This window comes from Arthrobacter sp. ZBG10, from assembly GCF_001238605.1.
Classification (GTDB): Bacteria; Actinomycetota; Actinomycetes; order Actinomycetales; family Micrococcaceae; genus Arthrobacter.
Window position 1 is genome coordinate 1 of the sequence record NZ_LFQH01000051.1, and the last position, 19,489, is coordinate 19,489.

The 19,489-nt window shown below is 66.7% G+C and carries 19 protein-coding genes and 1 riboswitch; of the genes, 11 read left to right on the plus strand and 8 right to left on the minus strand.

All coding sequences use genetic code 11. The features are described from left to right. A partial coding sequence (locus tag ACU18_RS13080) for a coiled-coil domain-containing protein (RefSeq protein WP_050686180.1) occupies positions 1 to 896 on the minus strand: 896 nt, incomplete at its 3' end. A 95-nt stretch (positions 897 to 991) separates the two neighbouring features. Here ACU18_RS13080 and ACU18_RS13085 point away from each other — a divergent pair. Beyond that, a complete protein-coding gene (locus ACU18_RS13085; RefSeq protein WP_231686075.1) occupies positions 992 to 1,957 on the plus strand; it encodes a hypothetical protein in 966 nt (321 codons plus the stop codon). Positions 1,958 to 2,143: 186 nt separating this feature from the next. Continuing rightward, positions 2,144 to 2,309, plus strand: a riboswitch (cyclic di-AMP (ydaO/yuaA leader). 3 nt (positions 2,310 to 2,312) lie between these two features. Continuing rightward, positions 2,313 to 3,161, plus strand: a complete 849-nt coding sequence (locus ACU18_RS13090) for a C40 family peptidase (RefSeq protein ID WP_050686183.1) — start codon at positions 2,313 to 2,315, stop codon at positions 3,159 to 3,161. A 130-nt stretch (positions 3,162 to 3,291) separates the two neighbouring features. On the opposite strand, the gene ACU18_RS13095 is transcribed toward ACU18_RS13090, so the two are convergent. The 5 genes from ACU18_RS13095 to ACU18_RS13115 form a co-directional block, all read right to left on the minus strand. Then, entirely contained in the window at positions 3,292 to 4,767 is a 1,476-nt protein-coding gene (locus tag ACU18_RS13095) for a protein adenylyltransferase SelO (protein ID WP_050686185.1), read from the minus strand. After that, positions 4,764 to 6,203 (minus strand): APC family permease, encoded by a 1,440-nt coding sequence (locus tag ACU18_RS13100; RefSeq protein WP_050686187.1) that lies wholly within the window; start codon positions 6,201 to 6,203, stop codon positions 4,764 to 4,766. Before ACU18_RS13100 ends, ACU18_RS13095 begins: the two co-directional genes overlap by 4 nt. Positions 6,204 to 6,302: 99 nt before the next feature. Further along, positions 6,303 to 6,527: a hypothetical protein gene (locus ACU18_RS13105; RefSeq protein WP_231686076.1), complete on the minus strand. Its 225-nt coding sequence runs from the start codon at positions 6,525 to 6,527 to the stop codon at positions 6,303 to 6,305. 92 nt (positions 6,528 to 6,619) lie between these two features. Continuing rightward, positions 6,620 to 7,429: an IclR family transcriptional regulator gene (locus tag ACU18_RS13110; protein ID WP_050686189.1), complete on the minus strand. Its 810-nt coding sequence runs from the start codon at positions 7,427 to 7,429 to the stop codon at positions 6,620 to 6,622. A gap of 40 nt (positions 7,430 to 7,469) precedes the next feature. After that, positions 7,470 to 8,303, minus strand: coding sequence for an NAD-dependent epimerase/dehydratase family protein (locus ACU18_RS13115; protein ID WP_082178324.1), 834 nt, complete (start codon positions 8,301 to 8,303; stop codon positions 7,470 to 7,472). A gap of 100 nt (positions 8,304 to 8,403) precedes the next feature. Between ACU18_RS13115 and ACU18_RS13120 the strand changes: the two genes are divergently transcribed. From ACU18_RS13120 to ACU18_RS13150, 7 genes are all read left to right on the plus strand, one after another. After that, positions 8,404 to 9,735, plus strand: coding sequence for an ABC transporter substrate-binding protein (locus tag ACU18_RS13120; protein ID WP_050686191.1), 1,332 nt, complete (start codon positions 8,404 to 8,406; stop codon positions 9,733 to 9,735). Then, the gene (locus ACU18_RS13125) at positions 9,732 to 10,679 is read left to right on the plus strand and encodes a carbohydrate ABC transporter permease (protein ID WP_050686193.1); all 948 of its coding nucleotides are present in this window, start codon (positions 9,732 to 9,734) and stop codon (positions 10,677 to 10,679) included. The genes ACU18_RS13120 and ACU18_RS13125 overlap by 4 nt, the downstream gene beginning before the upstream one ends. Next, on the plus strand, positions 10,676 to 11,593 hold the full coding sequence (locus ACU18_RS13130; protein WP_050686195.1) for a carbohydrate ABC transporter permease: 918 nt from the start codon (positions 10,676 to 10,678) through the stop codon (positions 11,591 to 11,593). The genes ACU18_RS13125 and ACU18_RS13130 overlap by 4 nt, the downstream gene beginning before the upstream one ends. A 39-nt stretch (positions 11,594 to 11,632) precedes the next feature. After that, positions 11,633 to 12,922 (plus strand): glucarate dehydratase family protein, encoded by a 1,290-nt coding sequence (locus ACU18_RS13135; protein ID WP_050686197.1) that lies wholly within the window; start codon positions 11,633 to 11,635, stop codon positions 12,920 to 12,922. Beyond that, positions 12,916 to 14,106 carry a hypothetical protein gene (locus ACU18_RS13140; RefSeq protein ID WP_050686199.1) on the plus strand — a complete coding sequence of 397 codons (1,191 nt, stop codon included), beginning with the start codon at positions 12,916 to 12,918 and terminating at the stop codon, positions 14,104 to 14,106. Before ACU18_RS13135 ends, ACU18_RS13140 begins: the two co-directional genes overlap by 7 nt. Positions 14,107 to 14,182: 76 nt before the next feature. Beyond that, positions 14,183 to 14,701 (plus strand): hypothetical protein, encoded by a 519-nt coding sequence (locus ACU18_RS13145; protein ID WP_231686077.1) that lies wholly within the window; start codon positions 14,183 to 14,185, stop codon positions 14,699 to 14,701. Beyond that, complete coding sequence (locus tag ACU18_RS13150; protein ID WP_050686201.1) at positions 14,698 to 14,892, plus strand: hypothetical protein; 195 nt, start codon at positions 14,698 to 14,700, stop codon at positions 14,890 to 14,892. The genes ACU18_RS13145 and ACU18_RS13150 overlap by 4 nt, the downstream gene beginning before the upstream one ends. Before the next feature lie 104 nt (positions 14,893 to 14,996). Here ACU18_RS13150 and ACU18_RS13155 read toward each other — a convergent pair whose 3' ends face one another. Next, complete coding sequence (locus tag ACU18_RS13155) at positions 14,997 to 16,559, minus strand: flotillin family protein (protein ID WP_050686203.1); 1,563 nt, start codon at positions 16,557 to 16,559, stop codon at positions 14,997 to 14,999. 93 nt (positions 16,560 to 16,652) lie between these two features. Continuing rightward, complete coding sequence (locus tag ACU18_RS13160) at positions 16,653 to 17,381, minus strand: NUDIX hydrolase (RefSeq protein ID WP_050686205.1); 729 nt, start codon at positions 17,379 to 17,381, stop codon at positions 16,653 to 16,655. Between the two features lie 102 nt (positions 17,382 to 17,483). Here ACU18_RS13160 and ACU18_RS13165 point away from each other — a divergent pair, with 102 nt between their 5' ends. Together ACU18_RS13165 and ACU18_RS13170 are read left to right on the plus strand one after the other, a co-directional pair. Then, positions 17,484 to 18,509: an SPFH domain-containing protein gene (locus ACU18_RS13165; protein ID WP_050686207.1), complete on the plus strand. Its 1,026-nt coding sequence runs from the start codon at positions 17,484 to 17,486 to the stop codon at positions 18,507 to 18,509. Between the two features lie 9 nt (positions 18,510 to 18,518). Then, positions 18,519 to 19,415, plus strand: a complete 897-nt coding sequence (locus tag ACU18_RS13170) for an NAD(+)/NADH kinase (RefSeq protein WP_050686209.1) — start codon at positions 18,519 to 18,521, stop codon at positions 19,413 to 19,415. Positions 19,416 to 19,489: the final 74 nt, after the last annotated feature.

A 19,489-nucleotide genomic window follows, 5' to 3' on the forward strand; every position in this document is an offset into this window, starting at 1 on the left:
AGATGTGTATAAGAGACAGGGGCGGGTCTTGCAGCGGCAGCGGCCGCAGCTGCCCTGGCGGCGTCGTCGGCCTGCCGGCGGGCCAGTTCTTCGGCAGCCTTGCGCTTGGCTTCCTGCGCGGCCTGGTAGGCGGCTTCGGCTTCCACGCCCTGCCGGTACTCCCCCTCGACAGCCGCGGTGGTGCCTTTCAGGGACGCCAGCTGGGCCGTAAGTTCGGTGCCATGCCGTTGCCCGTCGTCGATCTGCCGGGCCATGCCGGCCTGCGCATCGCGGGCGGACTTCAGTTTCGTGGCAGCCTCAGCGGTGAGGCGTTCGCGTTCGGTCCGGGCTGCCTGCTCCTGTTCGCGGAGGGATTCAGACACCTTGGCGGCGGAAGCAGCCCTTTCCACCAGCGCGGCCGTTTTGTCCCCTACCATCCGGACCACGTTCAGGCCCTGCACGTTGTTGTGCTCCAACGCGTCCAGGGCCACGAAGAACCCTGTGTTGGTGCCGCCTGTTTTGTAGGACTGCACGGCGAGGGCCCCCAGCTCCTTCCGGTGCCGGTCCACGTCGGCAGTGGCTGCTGCGGTTTTTGCGGCCAACGACAGCAGCCTGGCATCCACTGCCTGGAGCGCGGCGTCGGCCACGCCATAGTCTGCGGCGGCGGTCACGGCCTGGCCGCCGAGTGTTTCGGCCTGTGCTGCCAGTCCCGTCAGCAGTTCGTTGATTTTGGCGATTTCCGTTGCCTTGCCGGCCTCGGTTTCCTTGGCCTGCTGCACGTCCTCCCACGAGGGATAGCCCGAGGGCGGCGCCGGCTCGCCGGCCATGGCGGGCGGCAGGACGGCCGAGCCGGCCAGGATAAGTGCCAACAGGCCGCCGGCCAGGGGCGACCGCACTTTGGAAACGAACGGGGACATAGTCCCGAAGCCTACCGGCGTCCGTCCGCCGGAACACGCTGAAGTGTCCACATCGTTACATTGGGAGCTGCAAAACGTGGACCTAGACTGGGGCCATGGGCACTCCCCGCCGTCCTTCACGTGGCACGCCGCGCTGCGCAACGGCGGCCGTTGCCGGCCTGGCCCTGGCCGCCCTGACTGCGTGCTCTCCCCCAGCCGATCCGACGCCGGCGTGGTCCACTCCAGCCGCCGCAGAACCGGCACTCACCGTGGAAGTAAACCAGTCCCGGGACCAGTACGGGCGGCATGGCATTGAGTTGCTGATTACCAACACCACAGACAGTCCGGTCACGGTCAGCGACGCCCGGCTCAGCACTTCCCTGTTCCAGCAGGACATCCGTTGGGACTCCGCGGGCGGTGTAGTGGTCGTGCCACCGCACCAGGCCAAAATCCGGACCGCAATGTTGCCCACGGCTGCCTGTCCGGAGCCGGGGCAGGCCAGTTCGAGCGGGCCTGCCGCGGTGGCCACAGCGACGTTGACGCTGCCGGCGGCAGACGCCACCGCCCCGGCCACAGTACCGCCCGCCACCGCTCCCACTCCCACCAGCATCGCGTTGGAGGCAACTGATCCCCTCGGAATCCTGGCCCGGAACAACGCTGAACTTTGCCTTTCGGCGGCTGCGGCAGCGGTAGCGGATCTGGCCCTGGCTCCGGACCTGGCCGTCGCGCCGGACTTGCGCACCGCCGTCGTCCACCTGCTGGTTGATCCTGCTGGCGGGGCCCGCGGGAGCGGCCGGCTGACCCTCGAACGGTTCGAAGGCACCACGCTGCTGGCGGAAGCGTCGGCGGATCCCTGGCCCGTTGACACCGTTGTCAGGGCGGGAGATGCGCCGTTCGTTATGAACCTGCGGCTCCGGCCCGCGCGCTGTGACGCGCACGCTGTGGCGGAAGACAAAGTGGGCACACTGCTGCCCGTCCGGGTGGCAGTGGGGATGCGCTCAGGGCAACTGAAACTCGTCGCCGGAGCCACCCTGCGCGGCCAACTTTATGACTTTGTGACGAAGGCCTGTGCGGCCGGCTGACCGGATGGCGTCCTTCGAGTTCAGGGGCCCGGCAACACACCAGCGATGGACAAACCAGGGATCCGAGAGGCCCACCTCGCATGTTATCCAAATGTGACAATTGGTCGGGACCTGGGTTATGGTCTTGATGTGTCCCTCTCCAACGGGGCACTCCCACCAGCATGCCGAGCCCTGCCGCTGGCCTGGGATCAATCGTTTCCGGATGGCAGGGACGGGGGAACCAAGTTTCCACGGCTTCTTTGAAGCCTTGGGGTTAAGTCGATAGCACCTCTGTCCTTGATGGGGTGCTCCCGGCCGGGTAGCTCCAACCCGAACCCGACAGCTCACCCCGCAGGCATGGGAGAGGCGATCTATCATGTCAAAAAACACCCTGGCTGCCCGTCACCGCGCGGTGCCGACCCATTCCATCGTTCTTGAAGGCCTGGCAGTTTCCGCCAAGTCGCAGGCCAAGTCCCTGGGCCGCCCGGCCCTGGCCGTGGCCGCCGCATCCGGCATCGCGTTCGGCATCGGCGCCCCGGCCCACGCCGGCGTGACCGCACCGGATACCACCGGAACCAGCAACGTCCAGGCGTACTCGGCACCGGCAGCGCCCGCTGCAGCGCCTGCCCCTGCCGCTGCCGGCAATGTCCACACCGTTGTTTCGGGTGACACGCTGGGCGCCATCTCCTCGGCCAACGGCGTCAGCCTGAACGACGTCCTCTCCGCCAACGGGCTGTCCATCTCGGCCGTCATCTACCCGGGCGACCAGATCCAGATCCCAGGCGCCGGCTACGTGGCAGCCCCCGTGTCCGCCCCGGCCCCGGCTCCCGCCCCGGTCCAGGCTGCAGCCGTTGCCGCCCCGGCCAACACCGGCATGAACCTCAGCTACGCGTCCGCTCCGGCAGCCTCCACCGGCACCGGTACCGGCGCCGCAATCCTCGCCTCGGCTTACAGCCAACTGGGCGTTGGCCAGGACTGCACCGCCATGGTGGAAAAGGCCCTGCGTTCGGTAGGCAAGTCCGTGGGCGACCTCGCCCCGGGCCAGTTCTTCCAGTACGGCAGCGTTGTGGGCTCACCGGCCCCCGGTGACCTGGTCATCACCGCCGGCCACGTTGGCGTTTACGCCGGCGACGGCCAGGTTGTCAGCGGCGGCGTGGACGGTTACAAGACCGAGGTCCACTCCATCAGCTGGCTCGCCGGAGCTTCCTTCGTCCGCGTAGCGTAGCTTCGCGGCGCAGCAAGCGCCTGCACCACCGCAAGGGCGGCAGCCGGGATCAGTCCCGCTGCCGCCCTTGGCGTTTAAGGAATGCGGCGCGGAACCGGCGGGGCCCCGAACCAGCGGGCCCGGCCTGACCTCAGGTGCCGCAGTAGGTCCGGTAGGCGCCGAAGTCGGCCGGCGGCCCTTCCGCGAACCGCTCCAGGCCCGGCCGTTCCGTGAACGGGCTGCCAACGGCGTCCAGCAACAGGTGGAATGGTGCCAAGTCACCGGCAGTGGCGGCGGCCAGGGCTTCCTCCACCAGGTGGTTGCGCGGAATGTAGATGGGGTTGGTCCGGTCCATCAGGGCGGGGTCCGGCTGCCGGGCCAGCCACCGCGCCGCCCAGGCGTCGTACGCGGCCAGGTCCATGATCATGCCGCGGACCGGTCCGGCGTCACCGCGGGCGGCCTTGACCAGGTTGCGGAAAAACTGCGTGTGGTCCACGGGGCCGTCCTTGAGCAAGGCCAGTGCGCCGTCAACCAGCCCGGCGGTTTCAGGGTCTACAGGTGAGCCATCCGCCGGTGCCGGCAGTCCCAGCTTGGCCAGCATCCCTGCCTGCCAGGCCGCACCGTAAGCGGGCCGGAAGAGTCCCAGTGCTTCCACTGCCAGCTCCACCGCCTTTTCCTGGTCCTCGTGGAGGAGCGGCAGCAGCGCTTCGGCAAGCCGGGCAAGGTTCCATTCCGCCACTATCGGCTGGTTGGAGTAGGCGTACCGGCCGCCGGTATCGATGGAGCTGTACAGCGCGCCGGGATCAAACGCGTCCATAAACGCGCAGGGCCCGTAGTCGATGGTTTCCCCGGAGATGGTCATATTGTCGGTATTCATCACGCCATGCACAAATCCCACCAGCATCCACCGTGCCACCAGGTCCGCCTGCGCCGCCAGGACATTCCTGAAGAGCTCCAGGTAGGGCTGGTCGGCGGCAGCAGCCGCCGGGTAATGCCGGGCGATGGCGTGGTCGGCCAGCCGCCGCAGCAGGTCCACGTCGTCGGCGGCCCGGGCGTATTGGAAGCTGCCGACTCGCAGGTGGCTGGCCGCGACGCGGGCCAGGAGGGCTCCGGGCAGCAGCCCTTCGCGGCGGACCTGCCGCCCGGTGGCCACAACGGCCAGGGCGCGGGTGCTGGGGATGCCCAGCGCGTGCATGGCCTCGCTGACCAGGTACTCGCGGAGCATGGGGCCCACCACGGCCAGGCCGTCCCCTGCCCGGGCGAAGGGCGTGCGGCCCGAGCCTTTAAGGTGCAGGTCCAGCTGGTGCCCGTCGGGGCCGGTCACCTCGCCCAACAGCAGTGCCCGGCCGTCGCCCAGCCTCGGCGAGTAGCCGCCAAACTGATGCCCTGCGTATGCCTGCGCTACTGGTGTGGCGCCGGCCGGGACATCGTTTCCGGTCAGCAGGCGGATGCCGTCGTTGCTTGAAAGGAATTCGGGATCGAGTCCCAGCCGCCGCGCCAGGCCATCGTTGAGGACCAGTAGTGCAGGGTCCGGCGCCTCTTCGGCCTGCCACGGGACAGCGAGTTCGGGAAGCTCGCGGGCGAAGCGGTTGTCCAGCGTTAAGGTCGTTTCTGCGGCAGCGCTCATGCCTTCAGCTTATCGCCGCCGTTCGAGCGCCGGTTGATCAGCCAGGTAATGAGCCACAGCACAACGCCGATGGCCATCAGGCCCCCGGCGATCTGGTACTGGATCGGGTTGCGGCCCACCCATGGACCGGCCAGGAAACCGCACAGAAGGGCGGCCACCAGGGGCAGCAGGCCGGGCGAGCGGAAGGTGTGCGTCCCGGCCGCTTCCGGCTTGCGCCGCAGGATCAGGCAGGCCACGTTGACCACCGTGAACACACACAGCAGCAGGAAGGCGGTGGTTCCGGACAGGTTCGCCACGATGTTGCTCTTGGGATCGCTGGTGACGTAGATGATGAGGCCCAGGGCCAGGGCGGTGGAAAACGCGATGCCGGCCCACGGCGTCCGGCGGACCAGCAGGACCTTGCCGAGCTGGCGCGGCAGGACCCGCTGGCGGGCCATGCCGTAGATCAGCCGGCTGGCCATCAGCATGTTGATCAGGGCCGTGTTGGCCACGGCAAACACGGCAAGGAACGGGAAGATCCGGTCGATCGGGAAGTCCGGCGACCCTTTGTGGACCACTTCAAGCAGGGCAGCGCCCTCGGCCTCGCGGATCCCTTCCAGTTCCGTGGGTGAAAGCACGCTGACCACGGAGATGGCCACCAGCATGTAGAGGATGACGGCGATGCCCAGGCCGGTGAGCATGGTCCGGGGAAAGATTTTCTCAGGGTCCTTGGTTTCCTCCACCATGTTCACCGAGTCCTCGAAGCCCACCATGGCGAAGAACGCGATGGAGGTCGCGGCCGTGACCGCCAGGAACAACCCCTTGTCCTGGTAGTCCGTAAAGACGAAGACCTGTTCGGGGTTGCCTGTTCCCTGGGCCATCACGTAGAAGCCGACGCCGATGACGATGCACAGTGCGAGCATCTCCACCAGGGTGAGCACCACGTTGAACTTCACGCTCTCGCCCACACCGCGGAGGTTGATGGCGGCCAGGACCAGCATAAAAATGAGGGCCACCACGGTGACCACGCCCTGCCCGGGCTTGGCCAGCCAGCCGTTGACCTCCAGTCCGCCGAAGAAGTTCTGGGCCAGGACATTGGCGGAGGTGGCGGCGCTGGTGATGCCGGAACAGACCACGGCGAAAGCCACGAGGAAGGTGACGAAGTGTATGCCGAAGGCCTTGTGCGCATACAGCGCCGCTCCTGCTGCCTGCGGGTATTTGGTCACCAGTTCCAGGTAGGAGAAGGCGGTGAGCGTGGCCACCACAAAGGCCAGCAGGAACGGCAGCCACACCATGCCGCCCACCGTGCCGGCCATGGTGCCGGTCACCGCATACACACCGGCACCCAGGATGTCCCCCACGATGAACAGCAGCAGGAGCTTGGGCCCCAGGACCCTTTTCAGTTCGGGCTCGCTGTCCCGGGTGGCGTGGGAGACTTCCTCGGATGTCGCGCTCATTGTGACCTCCATGCTGCGCTGCGTGGTTCGGCGGCGGGTGCCGGTCAGATCACTCTGAACCCCCGGACGCAGCTTTGGCAATGCACTGGCCCTGGGAAGCTAGATCTCTTCTGCCGGCGGGGCCACCGGCGCCGCCTCATCCTGAAGGAGCGGGTCTTCCTGCCATCGGTCGGGGTTGTCCTCCGCAGCGCCGGGGTAGCTGTCCGGCTCACCCTTGACCGGATCAAGTTCCAGGGAGGCCGTCGCGCCGGGTGTTTCCGGCAGGATCACGTCATCGTCCTGGACCACTTCGAGTTCTTCATCCGGAAGGTTTTGTTCGGTCATGGTGTTGCCTTTCCCTTGGTTGGCTTATTGATATTTCGTAAGCCTACTGAGTATCACGGGAAGGGGAAACCTTGCCGACGGCGGCCTGCCGCCTAGCGGATGCCGGCCGCCCGCAGCGTTCGGGCCAGCTCGCCCGCGGCCGAGTGGAGGGTTGCCACCGTTTCGGCCAGCACGGCTTCCGTCGCCAGCTCCGTGGGAATCGAGCAGCTGATGGCATCAGTACCCGGAATCCGGTACGGAACCACCACGCTGACGCAGCAGAGGCCCACCGTGTTTTGTTCCCACTCGCGGGAATGGCCCTGTTTGCGGAACGCTTCCAGTTCCAGCTTCAGCGCCGGAAAGTCGGGAACAGTGTTGGGCGTGAGCCGGGCGTAGGGGCCGTCGCCGATCCGCTGGCGTACTTCCGGGTCCGTGTATTCGGCCAGGATGGCCTTCCCCAGTGCGGTGACCTGGGCAGGCAGCTTGCGGCCAACGCGGGAGGAGAGCCGGCGCCGGTCCACTGCCTGGCGGGTGGCGAGGTAGATCACGTCGGACCGGTCCAGGCGGGCGTAGTGGGTGGTGAAGGTGGTGGCGTTGCGGACTTTTTCCAGCACTGCCGAAACGTGCTCCATCACCGGGTCCCGGTCCAGGTACGCGGTCCCGCACAGCAGCGCGTGCGTGCCGATCCGGTAGGCACCTTCAGCGGTCTGCTCAATCCAGTTCAGTTCCACCAGGGTCAGCAGGAGCCAATGCAGGCTGGACCTTGGGTAGCCGGTCAGCTTGAAAATCTCCGCCGTGGTGAGCGGCTTGGGCGCGGCGGCCACCAGCTCCAGAATGGCGATGGTGCGCTCGGCAGACTTGACCAGCTTGACGTCGCCGGCCGTCCCTTGGGTGGTGCCGGGCTGTGTCTCCAGCGGTGTCATCACTACTTCCCCTTCCGCCACAGTCCTGGCCGACGGCACGTCATTTGGCGGCCAGGTGCGGGTAGTTGTCCATGCCCACCCTATGGCCTTCGCTGGCCCAGAAGCCGCCAAGCAGCCCTGCCCACGTGTCCTCCGAAGCCGTATCCACATCTGCTGCGAAGGCCTCGGCATCATCCTGGGGCTCAAATCCGATCCGCCGGCCCGCATCGAGGCTGGCCCAGCCGCGGCTGTTTGCTGATACCGCCCATACCACGTGATGGCCGGGCGCGCCCTGGTCATTCAGCGTGGCCTCCACCAGGCGGAACGAGTCAGCGGGCGAGAGCCATGAGCCCAAAGTGCGGACATTGCCGGGCCTTTCCCCGCCCGTGCCGATGCGGGCGCTGACTACCTTCATGCCGTACTTATCCGCGTACAGGCTGCCAAGCGCCTCCACTGCCGCCTTGCTGACGCCGTAGTACGTGTCGGGGCGGGGTACAAGGACCTCGTCCTTGGCCGCAGCGCCCGTGGGATGGAACCCCACGGCATGGGTGGAGCTGGCCAGCAGGACACGTTCGACGCCGTTGCGCCTCGCCGCTTCCAGGGTCACCTGGGTGCCGGTGATGTTGGTCGCCACCAGTTCCGCCCACGCCTTCTCCCTGTGCAGCCCGCCCAGGTGGATGACTGCAGAGACGCCATCGAGGGCGGCGAGCATAAAGTCCGGATCCGAAACGGAACCCACATGCACGCTCTCCCGCGGGCCAGGCCCGTCAGCTTCGGCCAGGTCCAGCAACCGGACGGTATGGCCTGCGGCTGCAAGGTAGGGCCGGAGCAGGGTCGCCATCATTCCGGCCCCGCCCGTCAGGGCGATGGTGTGGGGGTTGGGTGCTGCAGACAAGATTCCTCCGACGGTTGACAGTCTGTGATTGTGATCATACTCTCATGAAGTACGTTTCACAGGATAACAGCAATTTACATATGTAAAAAGGAGAACCAGCGTGGATTCGAAGAAGATCTCCCGCTCCCGGGCCGCAGTGGCACTGACCATTGCTTCAGCCGCAGTCCTCACGGGCTGTGGAGCTGGCTCGTCCGCTCCGGCCGCCACCGATGACGGCCAGCCCATTGAAGTCTGGGCCCGCGCCGGTACCGATGCCGCCACCACCTATGCAGCACTTTTCAAGGACTTCACCGCCAAGACCGGCGTGCAGGTCAACTTCCAGGGCGTCCCGGACCTGGACCAGCAACTGCAGACGCGGGCCGCGTCCAAGAAGCTTCCGGACATCGTGATTAACGACTCCGCCGCACTGGGCAACTACACGGCGCAGGGCTACCTCAAAACGCTGGACAAGTCCTCCGTTGACGGCAATGACAAGATCGCCGATTCCCTGTGGGACGAGGCCAAGGGCCTGGACGGCGCAACCTACGGCGTCCCGTTCTCCCGCCAGACCATGATCACCGTCATCCGCAAGGACTGGCGTGAAAAGCTGGGCCTGCCCGTCCCCAAGACGCAGGAAGACCTGGCAGCACTTGCTGAAGCCTTTGCCACCCAGGATCCGGACGGCAACGGCCAGGCGGACACCTACGGCATGACGGTTCCCGGTTCCACCGAGCGCGGTTACCTGGGCTGGTGGGCCTCCTCCTACATCTGGCAGGACGGCGGCTCCTACCTCAAGGACGAAGGCGACGGAAAGTTCTCCGCCACGGCCTCCAGCGCAGAAACCCAGAAGGGCGTCACCTGGATCAAGCAGCAGTTCTGCAGCGCCGGCAACACCCAGCCGGGTGCGCTCACTGCCGCCACCAGCACCGCAACCCCCTTCTTCCAGACGGGCAAGACCGGCATCATCCTTACCGGCCCCTACAACCTGGCCGCGTTCGACACCGCTTTGGGCAAGGACACCTACGAGGTCATCGAAGCTCCCAAGGGCTCCGTGGACAACACCGTCCTGGCTGAGGGCGAGAACATCTACGTCACCGCCAGCAACGGCAAGCCGGACCAGACCAAGCAGGTCATCAACTACCTGGTCTCCGCCGACGGCCAGAAGGCCGGTATGACCGGAGGCAAGCAGCCGATCGTCCGCGTTCCGGTGAACGAAGACGTCGACGCCGCCACCGTCTACAACGATCCCCGCTGGGGCCTGGTCCAGGACGCCCTGAAGAACTCCTCCAAGGCATTCCCGTCCGCGATCAACTTTGTCCCCGTCAAGCAGGCAGTGGCCGAGTCCCTGAACAAGATCGTTGCCGACTGCGGCGCCGACAACATCACGTCCGGGCTCAAGGATCTTGACACGGCCATCAACAACGAGCTGACGAGCCAGAACGCCAAATCATGACAGTAACCCCAACGAGGCCTGCGGAAACGCGGGCAGCAACCAAAGGCGGCAAGCAGCTGCCGGTCCGGCGGCGGGGCAACCGCAAGCAGATGCTGGCTATCTGGCTGTTCCTGCTGCCGGCGGCCATCCTGGGCCTGTACTTCAAGTTCATCCCGATGTTCGAAGGGGTCCGGCTGAGCCTGTTCAAGGTCCAGCCGTTCCTCGGCGACGTTTTTGTTGGCTTCGACAACTACGTCAACGTCCTCACGGATGTCCGTTTTATGGACGCCCTGGGCCACACGGTGGTCCTGGGCCTCGCCCAGACCCTGGGCGCCCTGGTGGTGGGCTTCGGCCTGGCCCTCCTGCTGGAGGGCCAGGCACGGTCCCTATGGGTCCTGCGCACCGCGATCTTCCTGCCGGTGGTCACCGCGCTCGCCGTGGTCGGTGAAATCTGGCGGATCCTCTACTTCCCCACCGCCGACGGACCCCTGAATACCATCCTCGGCTGGGTGGGCCTGGAACCGCTGCAGTTCCTGAACGGAACAGACACCGCCCTCTGGTCCATCGCCGTCGTAGGCATCTGGAGCGGCGCCCCGTACAACATGGTGATCATCCTGGCCGGCCTGACCGGAATTGACAGGACGCTCTACGAATCAGCGGGTGTGGACGGTGCCACCATCTGGCAGCGGCTGCGCTACATCACCCTGCCTGCGCTGCGCCCCTCGATCGTGATTGTGCTGACGCTGGCGGCCATCCGCAGCCTCCGTAGCTTCACCGAGGTATACGTGCTGACCGGCGGCGGTCCGGCCGGATCCACCGAAGTCTGGATGACCCGGATGTACTCGCTGGGTTTCCAGCGGAACGACATCGGCGTTGCCTCCGCCGCAGCGGTCCTGCTGCTGGTGGTCACGCTGCTGCTCACCGTGGGCACCCAACTCCTGGCCCGAAGGAAGGCACAACGATGAACCGGTCCAGCACCAAAACCCGACCCAAGCCGCAGGGCAGCCGGCCGTCGTCGTCCTCCCGTTTTGATTCCGCCCTTGGCTGGTCCCCCGGCTTCAGCACCAACATGGTGCTGCGCGTCCTGCTCTGCATCCTGGTGTTCTGCATCTTCGCGCTGCCGTTCGCCGCGATCATCTCCGGCGCCTTCGACCGGAACACCAGCCCCACCGAGATCACCCTGCTGCCCAAAACGTTCACCCTGGCCAACTTCGAAGCTGCGGCGCAGCAGGGACTGTGGGGCTACCTGCTCAACTCCCTGGTTGTTGCCGGCGGCGGGCTGCTGCTCCAGATGACCGTGTCCGTGTTCGCCGCCTACAGCCTGAGCCGGCGGAAGTTCCGCGGCCAGGCCCTGGTAATGCTGCTGGTCCTGCTGACCATGATGCTGCCGGAGGAAGTGATCGGCATCCCGCTGTCCCTGGTACTGGGTGACCTCCCGCTGCTGGGCATCAGCCTGCGCGGCACAGTCCTGGCCGTCATCCTGCCGGTGGGCATCTGGGGTTTCGCCATCTTCATCATGACCGAGTTCATGAAGGAGATCCCGCCGGAGATTGAGGAGGCAGCGCGCCTGGACGGCGTGGGCGAGTTCCGCATGCTGTTCACCATGATCCTGCCGCTGTGCAAGCCGGCCCTGGGCGTCATCGGGATCTTCGGCTTCATGATGGTGTGGGACCAGTACCTGCTTCCCCTCATCGCCGCCAACGATCCCAGCGACTACACCCTGACCGTGGCGCTTTCCGTCCTCCGCAACGACACCACCGTTGGCCCGGGCGTCCTGCTGGCCGGCGCCGTTATGGCCATGATCCCCAGCCTGCTGGTGTACCTCTTCCTGCAGCGCTCCATGATCCGGGGCATCACCTCGGGCGCCACCAAGGGCTAGGACCGCCCGGCCGCCCGCCCCTCCCACGAAAGTAGTTCCATGAAAACCAGCACCACTTTTCCCGCCGCGCCCGCCCCCACCGCGGCGGACCTGAAAATCACCGACATCACCATCACCCCCATCGCCTTCTCCGACCCGCCGCTGTTGAACGCCGTGGGCGTCCACGAGCCCCTGGTCCACCGGGTTGTCATCGAGGTCAGGACGGCCAACGGCCTGCTGGGCCTGGGCGAATGCGCCGGCGGCCAGAGCCGGCTGGAAAACCTTGCAGTGGGCGCCAACGCCATCAAGGGCCTCGGCGTGTTCGACACCTCCATGATGGAACAGCTCATCACCCGGGCGCTGGACCCCAGCCTCTCCTCCTTCGAAAAGGCTGCCGTCTTCTCGGCGTTCGAGGTTGCCGCCCTGGACATCCAGGGCCACGCCACGGGCCGGACCGTCAGCGAACTGCTGGGCGGAACCGTCCGGGACGAGGTCCCCTTCAGCGCCTACCTGTTCTACAAGTGGGCCGAGCACCCGGCACTGGACGGCCGGCCTGCCATCACCGATGAATGGGGTGAGGCCATGGACCCCGCCGGCATTGTCCGGCAGGCGCAGAAAATGATTGCCGAATACGGGTTCAAATCCATCAAGCTCAAGGGCGGCGTGTTCCCGCCCGCGCAGGAAATCGAAGCCATCAAGGCTCTGCGGGAAGCATTCCCGGAGATGCCGCTGCGGCTGGACCCCAACACCGCCTGGACCGTGGAGACCTCGCAGTGGGTGGCCCGGGAAACCGAGGGCCTGCTCGAGTACCTGGAAGACCCCACCCCCGGGCTGGAGGGCATGGGTGAGGTGGCGGCCACCGCCGCCATGCCGCTGGCCACCAATATGTGCGTGGTGGCGTTCGACCACATCAAACGCAGCGTGGAACTGGACTCCGTGCAGGTCATCCTGGGTGACCACCACTACTGGGGCGGCCTCCGGCACACCCGCGAACTGGGCACCCTCTGCCAGACCTTCGGCATAGGATTGTCCATGCACTCCAACTCGCACCTGGGCATCAGCCTGGCCGCCATGGTCCATGTTGCCGCCGCCACGCCCGCCCTGACCTACGCCTGCGATACCCACTACCCGTGGAACGGACACAACGATGTGGTCAAGCCGGGCGCGCTGCGCTTTGTTGACGGCAGCGTGAGCGTCCCCACCGGCACCGGCCTGGGCGTGGAACTGGACCGGGACAAGCTGGCCGAACTCCACCAGCAGTACCTCGACGCCAACATGACCGCCCGGGACGACACCGGCTACATGCAGCGGTTCGTCCCCGAATACACGGCAGACCTCCCCCGGTGGTAACAGCGCCAACGCCACAGGCCACGGGGTACCTCTACCCCTGGGACGTTCTGGGCGATCCGGACGCTGCCGGCTGGCTGGGCAGCGCCGGCGTGGACCGGGTGGCGTTGGCAGCCGCGTACCACTCGGTACGGGCCGGAACCCCGCGGCATCCGGTGCGCCGCGTGGTGGACGCCCGCTCGGCGGCACTCTACGTGCCGGCCGGCGGGGCGTTTACCGGCCAGGCGCTGGTCCCCGGTTCCGCCGCTGAGTGGACCGGGACGGAGGATTCCTTCTCCGAGGCGGCCTCGGTGGTCCGGAGCGCAGGGCTGCCGGTGGATGCCTGGACGGTCCTGACGCATTCGAGCGCTGTGGGCGGCAACAACCCGGACCTCTGCGTCCGGAATGCTTTCGGTGAGGTCTACCGCTACGCGCTTTGCCCGTCGCAGCCGCAGGTCCGCACCTACGCCGCCGCCTTGGTGGCGCAGGTATTGGCGGAGGGCAAGCCGGACGGATTGATCCTCGAGGCCGTTGGGCCACTGGGCTTCGGCCACCAGAACCAGCACGAAAAGACCGACGGCGCGGAGTATTCGCCGTGGGTGCAGGCCCTGCTCTCGCTGTGCTTCTGCGAAGCCTGCCTGGCTGCCTGCGAAGCCCGGGGGCTGCCGGTCCAGGAGTTCCGGAGCCGGGTCCGGCAGGCGGTCCTTGCAGCCGTTGACCCCGAGGCTGCCCCCGGTACCGCCCCCGGTGCCGGGGATTTCCTGCCGCTGCTCGACGTGCGGTGGGACGCCACCGCGGCGCTCCTCGACCAATGCCTCGAAGCTGTCGAAGCGTCCGGCGCCCACCCCCGGATCTCGCTGCACACCTCCCCCGATCCCTGGTCCACGGGCCCCTTTGTCCCCACGGCTGCCCTGCGCCGCAGCAAACTGTGGCCGGAGATGGCCCAGGTGACCGCCGTCGTCGCCTGCTGGGCTGACCTGGAGCAAAGCACTGCCGCCGTGCGGGCGTTGCGCGCCGCCGCGCCGGACGCCCGGATTGGCGCATACGTGCTGGCTTTGCCGCCCAAACCGGCCGACGGCGGCGACCTCGCCACGCAGTGGCAGGCGCTGGTGGAGTCAGGGGCCGCTGAACTGCACGTCTACCACCTTGGCCTGGCGTCCACGCGCCGGCTCCACGCCATCGGAGACGCCCTGGGCGCGATCCGGTGAAAAGCGGGCCGGTGCCGGTCCCCCCTCCGGCACCGCCCTGCCCACCGGTGTCGCTCCCGGCACCTACACTGGTGGCGTGACTCCCGTTCCCTCCCCCGGCCCCATCACCGTGATGGTGCAGTCCGGCCCCGTTGACTGGTGGGTGGTCCTGGCCGGCCTGGGCCCACTGGCCGTCCTGGTGGCAGCCCTCCTTGCCTTTTACATCAACTGGCGCACCCTCAAACAGCGCACTGCCGCGGACCGGACCGCCCTCGAGCAGAAGCGGGAAGCCGACGCGCAGGCGCTGCGGCAGAAAACCGAGGCGGACAGCCGGGCCGAGTGGTGGCGGCGGACGCAGTGGGCGCTGGACCGCGCCCTGGATGATGACCAGGGGACCAAGGCCCTGGGCCTGGCCACCCTGGATGTCCTGGCCCGCAGTGAACTGGCCCGCGAGGAAGAGCTGGAACTGTTCGATATCGCCTGGAAAAATGTGGCGGGTGAAGAGAACGGGGAGGCCGACGGCGGCACACCCGGGATCCCGCGCGTGGACGTTGAGGACAACATGGGCGAGAATGGAACCACGGACATCGGCAGGACCAAGGAGGCTGGACCATGAGCGCTGCATCATCCGAACACCGGTTTATCCACACTCCGCGGAGCGCCGCGGCCAAGCAGGCACCCCGGAAATCCACTCCGGCTGAACACCGCGTCCAGGTGGCAGCGGCCCGGCTCCGGGTCACCCTTGATGAACGGTTGGGCCGGGAAACGCCGGCCAGGACCAAAGCCCTGGCGAAAGAACCCATTTAGCGCCCGGAAACGGCAAAACGCCGCGGACCCCCTTTCGGGGTGACCGCGGCGTTTTTGGCTAACCGGCTAAGCCGGAACCAAGTGCCCTACTCCGGTTCAGTGCCCTACTCCGGTTCGGTTCCCTGCGTCGGGGCCTGGTTCCGGACCACGCCGTTGCCGGTGGCGGCAACGGACTGTGCCGCTGCCGGCGTGGCGGGTTTCGCCGGAGCGCCGGCCGTGGACTGGCCAAAGCCTTTCAACATTTCGATGATGTCGAAACCGGTGGTGTCCTTGAGGAGCTGCGCGGTCTCGTGCACGCCCGCAGAAACGTTCCGGCTGACCTGCCCGGCGCCGTCGTTGGAGATGACGGTCATGTTGCTGATGGCACCCATCGGCGCGGCAATTTCCTTCGCGATGGACGGCAGGACTTCCAGCAGCCTGTTCAGGATGGCGGCCTCGTTGAACTCGCTGTAGGCCTTGGCCTGGGCTTCAATGGCCTCGGCCTCGGCCGTACCGCGAAGGCCAATGACGTCGGCTTCGGCGATGCCCTTGGTTTTGGTCACCTCGGCCTCGGCCAGGCCACGGATCTTGTTGATCTCCGTCTCGGCGTTGCCCTTGGCGGTGTTGGCGGCAGCCAGGGCTTTAGCCTCCACCTCGTTACCGGTGGCGCGCAGCTTGCGGGTTTCCAGCTCAGCGGCGGCCTCCACCTTGGTGGCCTCCGAGATCCGGGTACGGCGCTCAAGGTCTGCCGCCGCCTCGGTTTCCACCTTGTACTTGGCGGCGTCCGCGGGCTTGCGGACCTCGATGTCCAATTCCTTCTCGCGCAGTTCTGCCTGGCGGGCCACCACCTGCTGGTTCTTGAGGATGATGGCTTCCTGCTGGTCCGCCTGGGCCAGCGGGCCCGCAGCGTCGGCTTCGGCCTGCCGCGCGTCCGTTTCCTGCTTCAGCTCAGCACGGCGAAGGGCCAGCTTCTGCTCAGCCTCAGCAGTCTTCTGATCCGCGAGGGCTTTGGCTTCCGCAGCTTCACGCTGGGAGTTCGCCTCCGCGATGCTGGCGTTCCGGGCCACCAGGGCGGCCTCGGGCCGGCCCAGGTTCTTCAGATAGCCGCCGGTGTCATCAACGGACTTGATCTGGAAGGTATCGATGACCAGGCCCTGATTGGTCATCGAGTGCTCGGCTTCCTCCTTGACGGAAGCGGCAAACTGGGCGCGGTCCTTGATGATCGCGTCAACGCTTAGGGTACCCACAATGGAACGCAGGGAGCCCGACAGGGTTTCCTGCGTGTAGTGGTCAATAGCGTCCTGCTGGTCAAGGAAGCGCTGTGCAGCCTTGCGGACGGAGATCTTGTCGCCGCCTACCTTGACCTGCGCAACGCCGGTGAGCTTGAGCTGGATGCCGTTGTTGGAGATCGCCTCGATGGTGACCTCCACCTGGCGCGAGGACAGCGAGATGTGGCTGACGCGTTCGGTGATCGGATTTACGAAGGCCCGGTTGTTGATGATGACGCGGGACTGGTCGTCCGACGTTTCATTTGTAGTGTTTGGATCGCTTTTGCCGGTAATCAGCATGGCCTCGTTGGGCTTGGCGAACCGGATGCTTTTTGTGTAGAACGTAAATCCTGCGATGAGCAGCAACAGGACTGCTCCTCCGGCGATCAACAGGACCGCCAGGGTTCCCCCAATAATCATTTTTCCCCTTATCAAATGTCAGGTGCCATTCCACCCTACGTGCCGCCGGCGGGCGGGCGGAATGCTTTGTGGCTTTCCACTGCGGTCCACCGGTTAGGGCCGGGGCCGCATCAGCGGTGGATTCAGCACCGCCCGGGTGGGCTGGCCAGGTGCCGGACGGGCTGCGTCCACCAACCGGAACAGGGCCGCTGGCCGCCCGGTATCCCCGGTTGTCATCCGGCCCGTGTCTTCGAGGAAGCCAGCTGTTCCGGTGGCCTTCCGGTGGAAATTCCGGGGATCAAGCCTGGTTCCCCAGACGGCCTCATAGACCCCCCGGAGCTGGGCCACCGTGAATTCCTCGCCGCAAAACACTGCAGCCAACGGCGAGTATTCGATTTTCGATTTGGCCCGCTCGAGGGCGTCCACCAGAATCTGTCGGTGGTCGAAGGCCAGGTCCAGGCTTTCGAGGGCCTGGTCCACCGGATACCAGCCGGCGTGTTCGGCGTCGCTGCCGGCGGCAAGGACCGGAAAGTTGGGCGCGAGCAGGAGGTGGGCCACGGTGAGAACATCGCCGCGGGGGTCCCGGCCGCCGGGGCCGTAGCTGCCCAACTGTTCCAGGTGGCCCGGCATGCGCGCCACTCCGGTTTCCTCGGCCAGTTCCCGGGCCGCTGCGCCCACCAGGTCCTCGCCGGGAAGAACAAAGCCGCCCGGCAGGGCAAGGGACCCCCGGAAGGGTTCAATCAGCCGGGTGATCAGCAGGACATTGAGCCGCTCATTCACCACGGTGAGGGCAACAACGTCGACAGTAACCGGGAAGCGTGCCGGCGCGGAGGATTCGCTCATGCCTCCATCCTAAATAGTTATCGTCAGGTTGACAATAAGGCCCGACGGCAGTTAGCGTTTCCTTATCGTCAAGTTGACGAGATTCCGAGCGAGGAGAACATCATGGCCAGCATCAAGCGCTACCCCTGGATCAGCCACTTCCTGGGCAGCCCCACGGGTTACGTGGTGCACCTGCAGAAGGGAACCGTCCGGCACCAGGGTGTGGGCCAGGCCTTCTGGTACCGCCCGGCCAACTCGGTGCTCAGCGAGGTACCTGTGGACGACCAGGAACTGCCCACCCTCTTCCACGCCATCACGCGGGACCACCAGGATGTGAGCATCCAGGCCAACGTGACGTACCGCTTCATCGATCCAGTCGCCGTCTCCAGCCGGCTCGACTTCGGGCTGCAGCCGGCAGGGTCCGGCCCGGCAACGGGAAAGGAGCAGGTGGCCACCATCATTGGCCAGCTCTGCCAGAGCCACGCGATCGACCAGATCGCCACCACCACGCTCGCCGAAGCCCTGGCACGTGGCGTCAGCCAGCTCCGCGCTGTCCTCACCGAGGCGCTCCGGGGCGACGCCCGGCTGCAGTCGACTGGTATCGAGATTTTGGGCGTGCAGGTTTTGGCTGTACGGCCGGAGTCGGATGTTGAGCGGGCGCTGCAGACGCCCGTGCGCGAACAGCTCCAGGCCGAAGCGGACCGGGCCGTGTACGAAAGGCGGGCGGTCGCCGTCGAACGCGAACGGACCATTTCCGAGAACGAGATGGCCAGCCAGATTGAACTGGCCACCCGGCGCGAGCACCTGGTGGCGCAGGAAGGTGCCAATGCCCGGCGTGCGGCCGAGGAGAAGGCGGCGGCCGGCCTGATCGACGCACGGGCCCTGGCCGAACGGCAAACCATCAGCACGGATGCGGAGGCGAACCAGATCCGGCGGGTGGGTGAAGCCGCGGCGGCCCGGGAGGCGGCCACCATGGAGGTATACCAGGGGATGGACCAGGCCACGCTATTGGCCCTGGCACTGCGTGAGGCTGCGGGGTCGCTGCCCAACATCGGGAACCTGACCATCACGCCTGACCTGCTCAGCGGCGCACTGGCCGGGCTGTTCAAGGAGCCTGCTGGTGCAGCTCCGGCAACCATCACCAAGTAGGGGCATCCCATGGCGACACCGCGTTTGGTCATAGTCCACCGCCGCACCGAACTGCAGGAACTGCTGGACCGGCACGCCACCCGGGGGCAGGCTGAGTTCTTCCTCCGCACGCGGGGCCGCAGCATCTCCGATGTCCAGGGCCGGCACGACCGGATCGCCGCCGCCCTGGTTGCGGTCCGGGCTGCGATTCCGGCCGAATGGCGCCAGGCTGAGGTGGAGCGGGCGGACCTGAGCCGGTTCCTGCTGACGGCAGAGGACGTTATCGCCGTGGTGGGGCAGGACGGGCTGGTGGCCAACACGGCCAAGTACCTGTCAGGCCAGCCGGTGATCGGCATCGACCCGGAGCCGGGCGCAAACCCCGGGATCCTGGTGCGGCACTCCCCCGAAGCCGCCGCCGCGCTGCTGGGCAGGATTTCCGAAGCCGGGGCTCCGGGGCTGGCCTGCCTGGACCTGGCCACCGTGACGGCACGGCTCGACGACGGGCAGGAAATCTCGGCGTTGAACGAGGTCTTCATCGGCCACGCGTCCCACCAATCGGCCCGCTACCAGCTGTCGACGCCGGATGGCCGGACCGAGCGGCAGTCCTCCTCCGGCCTGATTGTTTCCACCGGGACCGGAGCCACGGGCTGGTGCGCCTCGATTGCCGGGGACCGCGGCGGGCGTTCTTTGCCGGCCCCGACGGACCCTGCACTCGCGTGGTTTGTCCGGGAAGCCTGGCCCTCCCCCATCACGGGAGCCTCACTCACCGAAGGTGTTTTGGTGGCCGGCGAATCGCTGCGGATCACCGTGGCGTCGGACCAGCTGGTGGTTTTCGGCGACGGGATGGAAACCGACCGGCTGACCGCGTCCTGGGGGCAGGAAATCACTGTGGTTCTGGGCGGCAGGCCGCTGCGGCTGGTGGCTTAGAAGGCTCGTTTGAATGCTTTCAAGGTCCCACAGATTGTCGTAGGGTGCTGGGATAATTCAGGTATGGAAAGGCC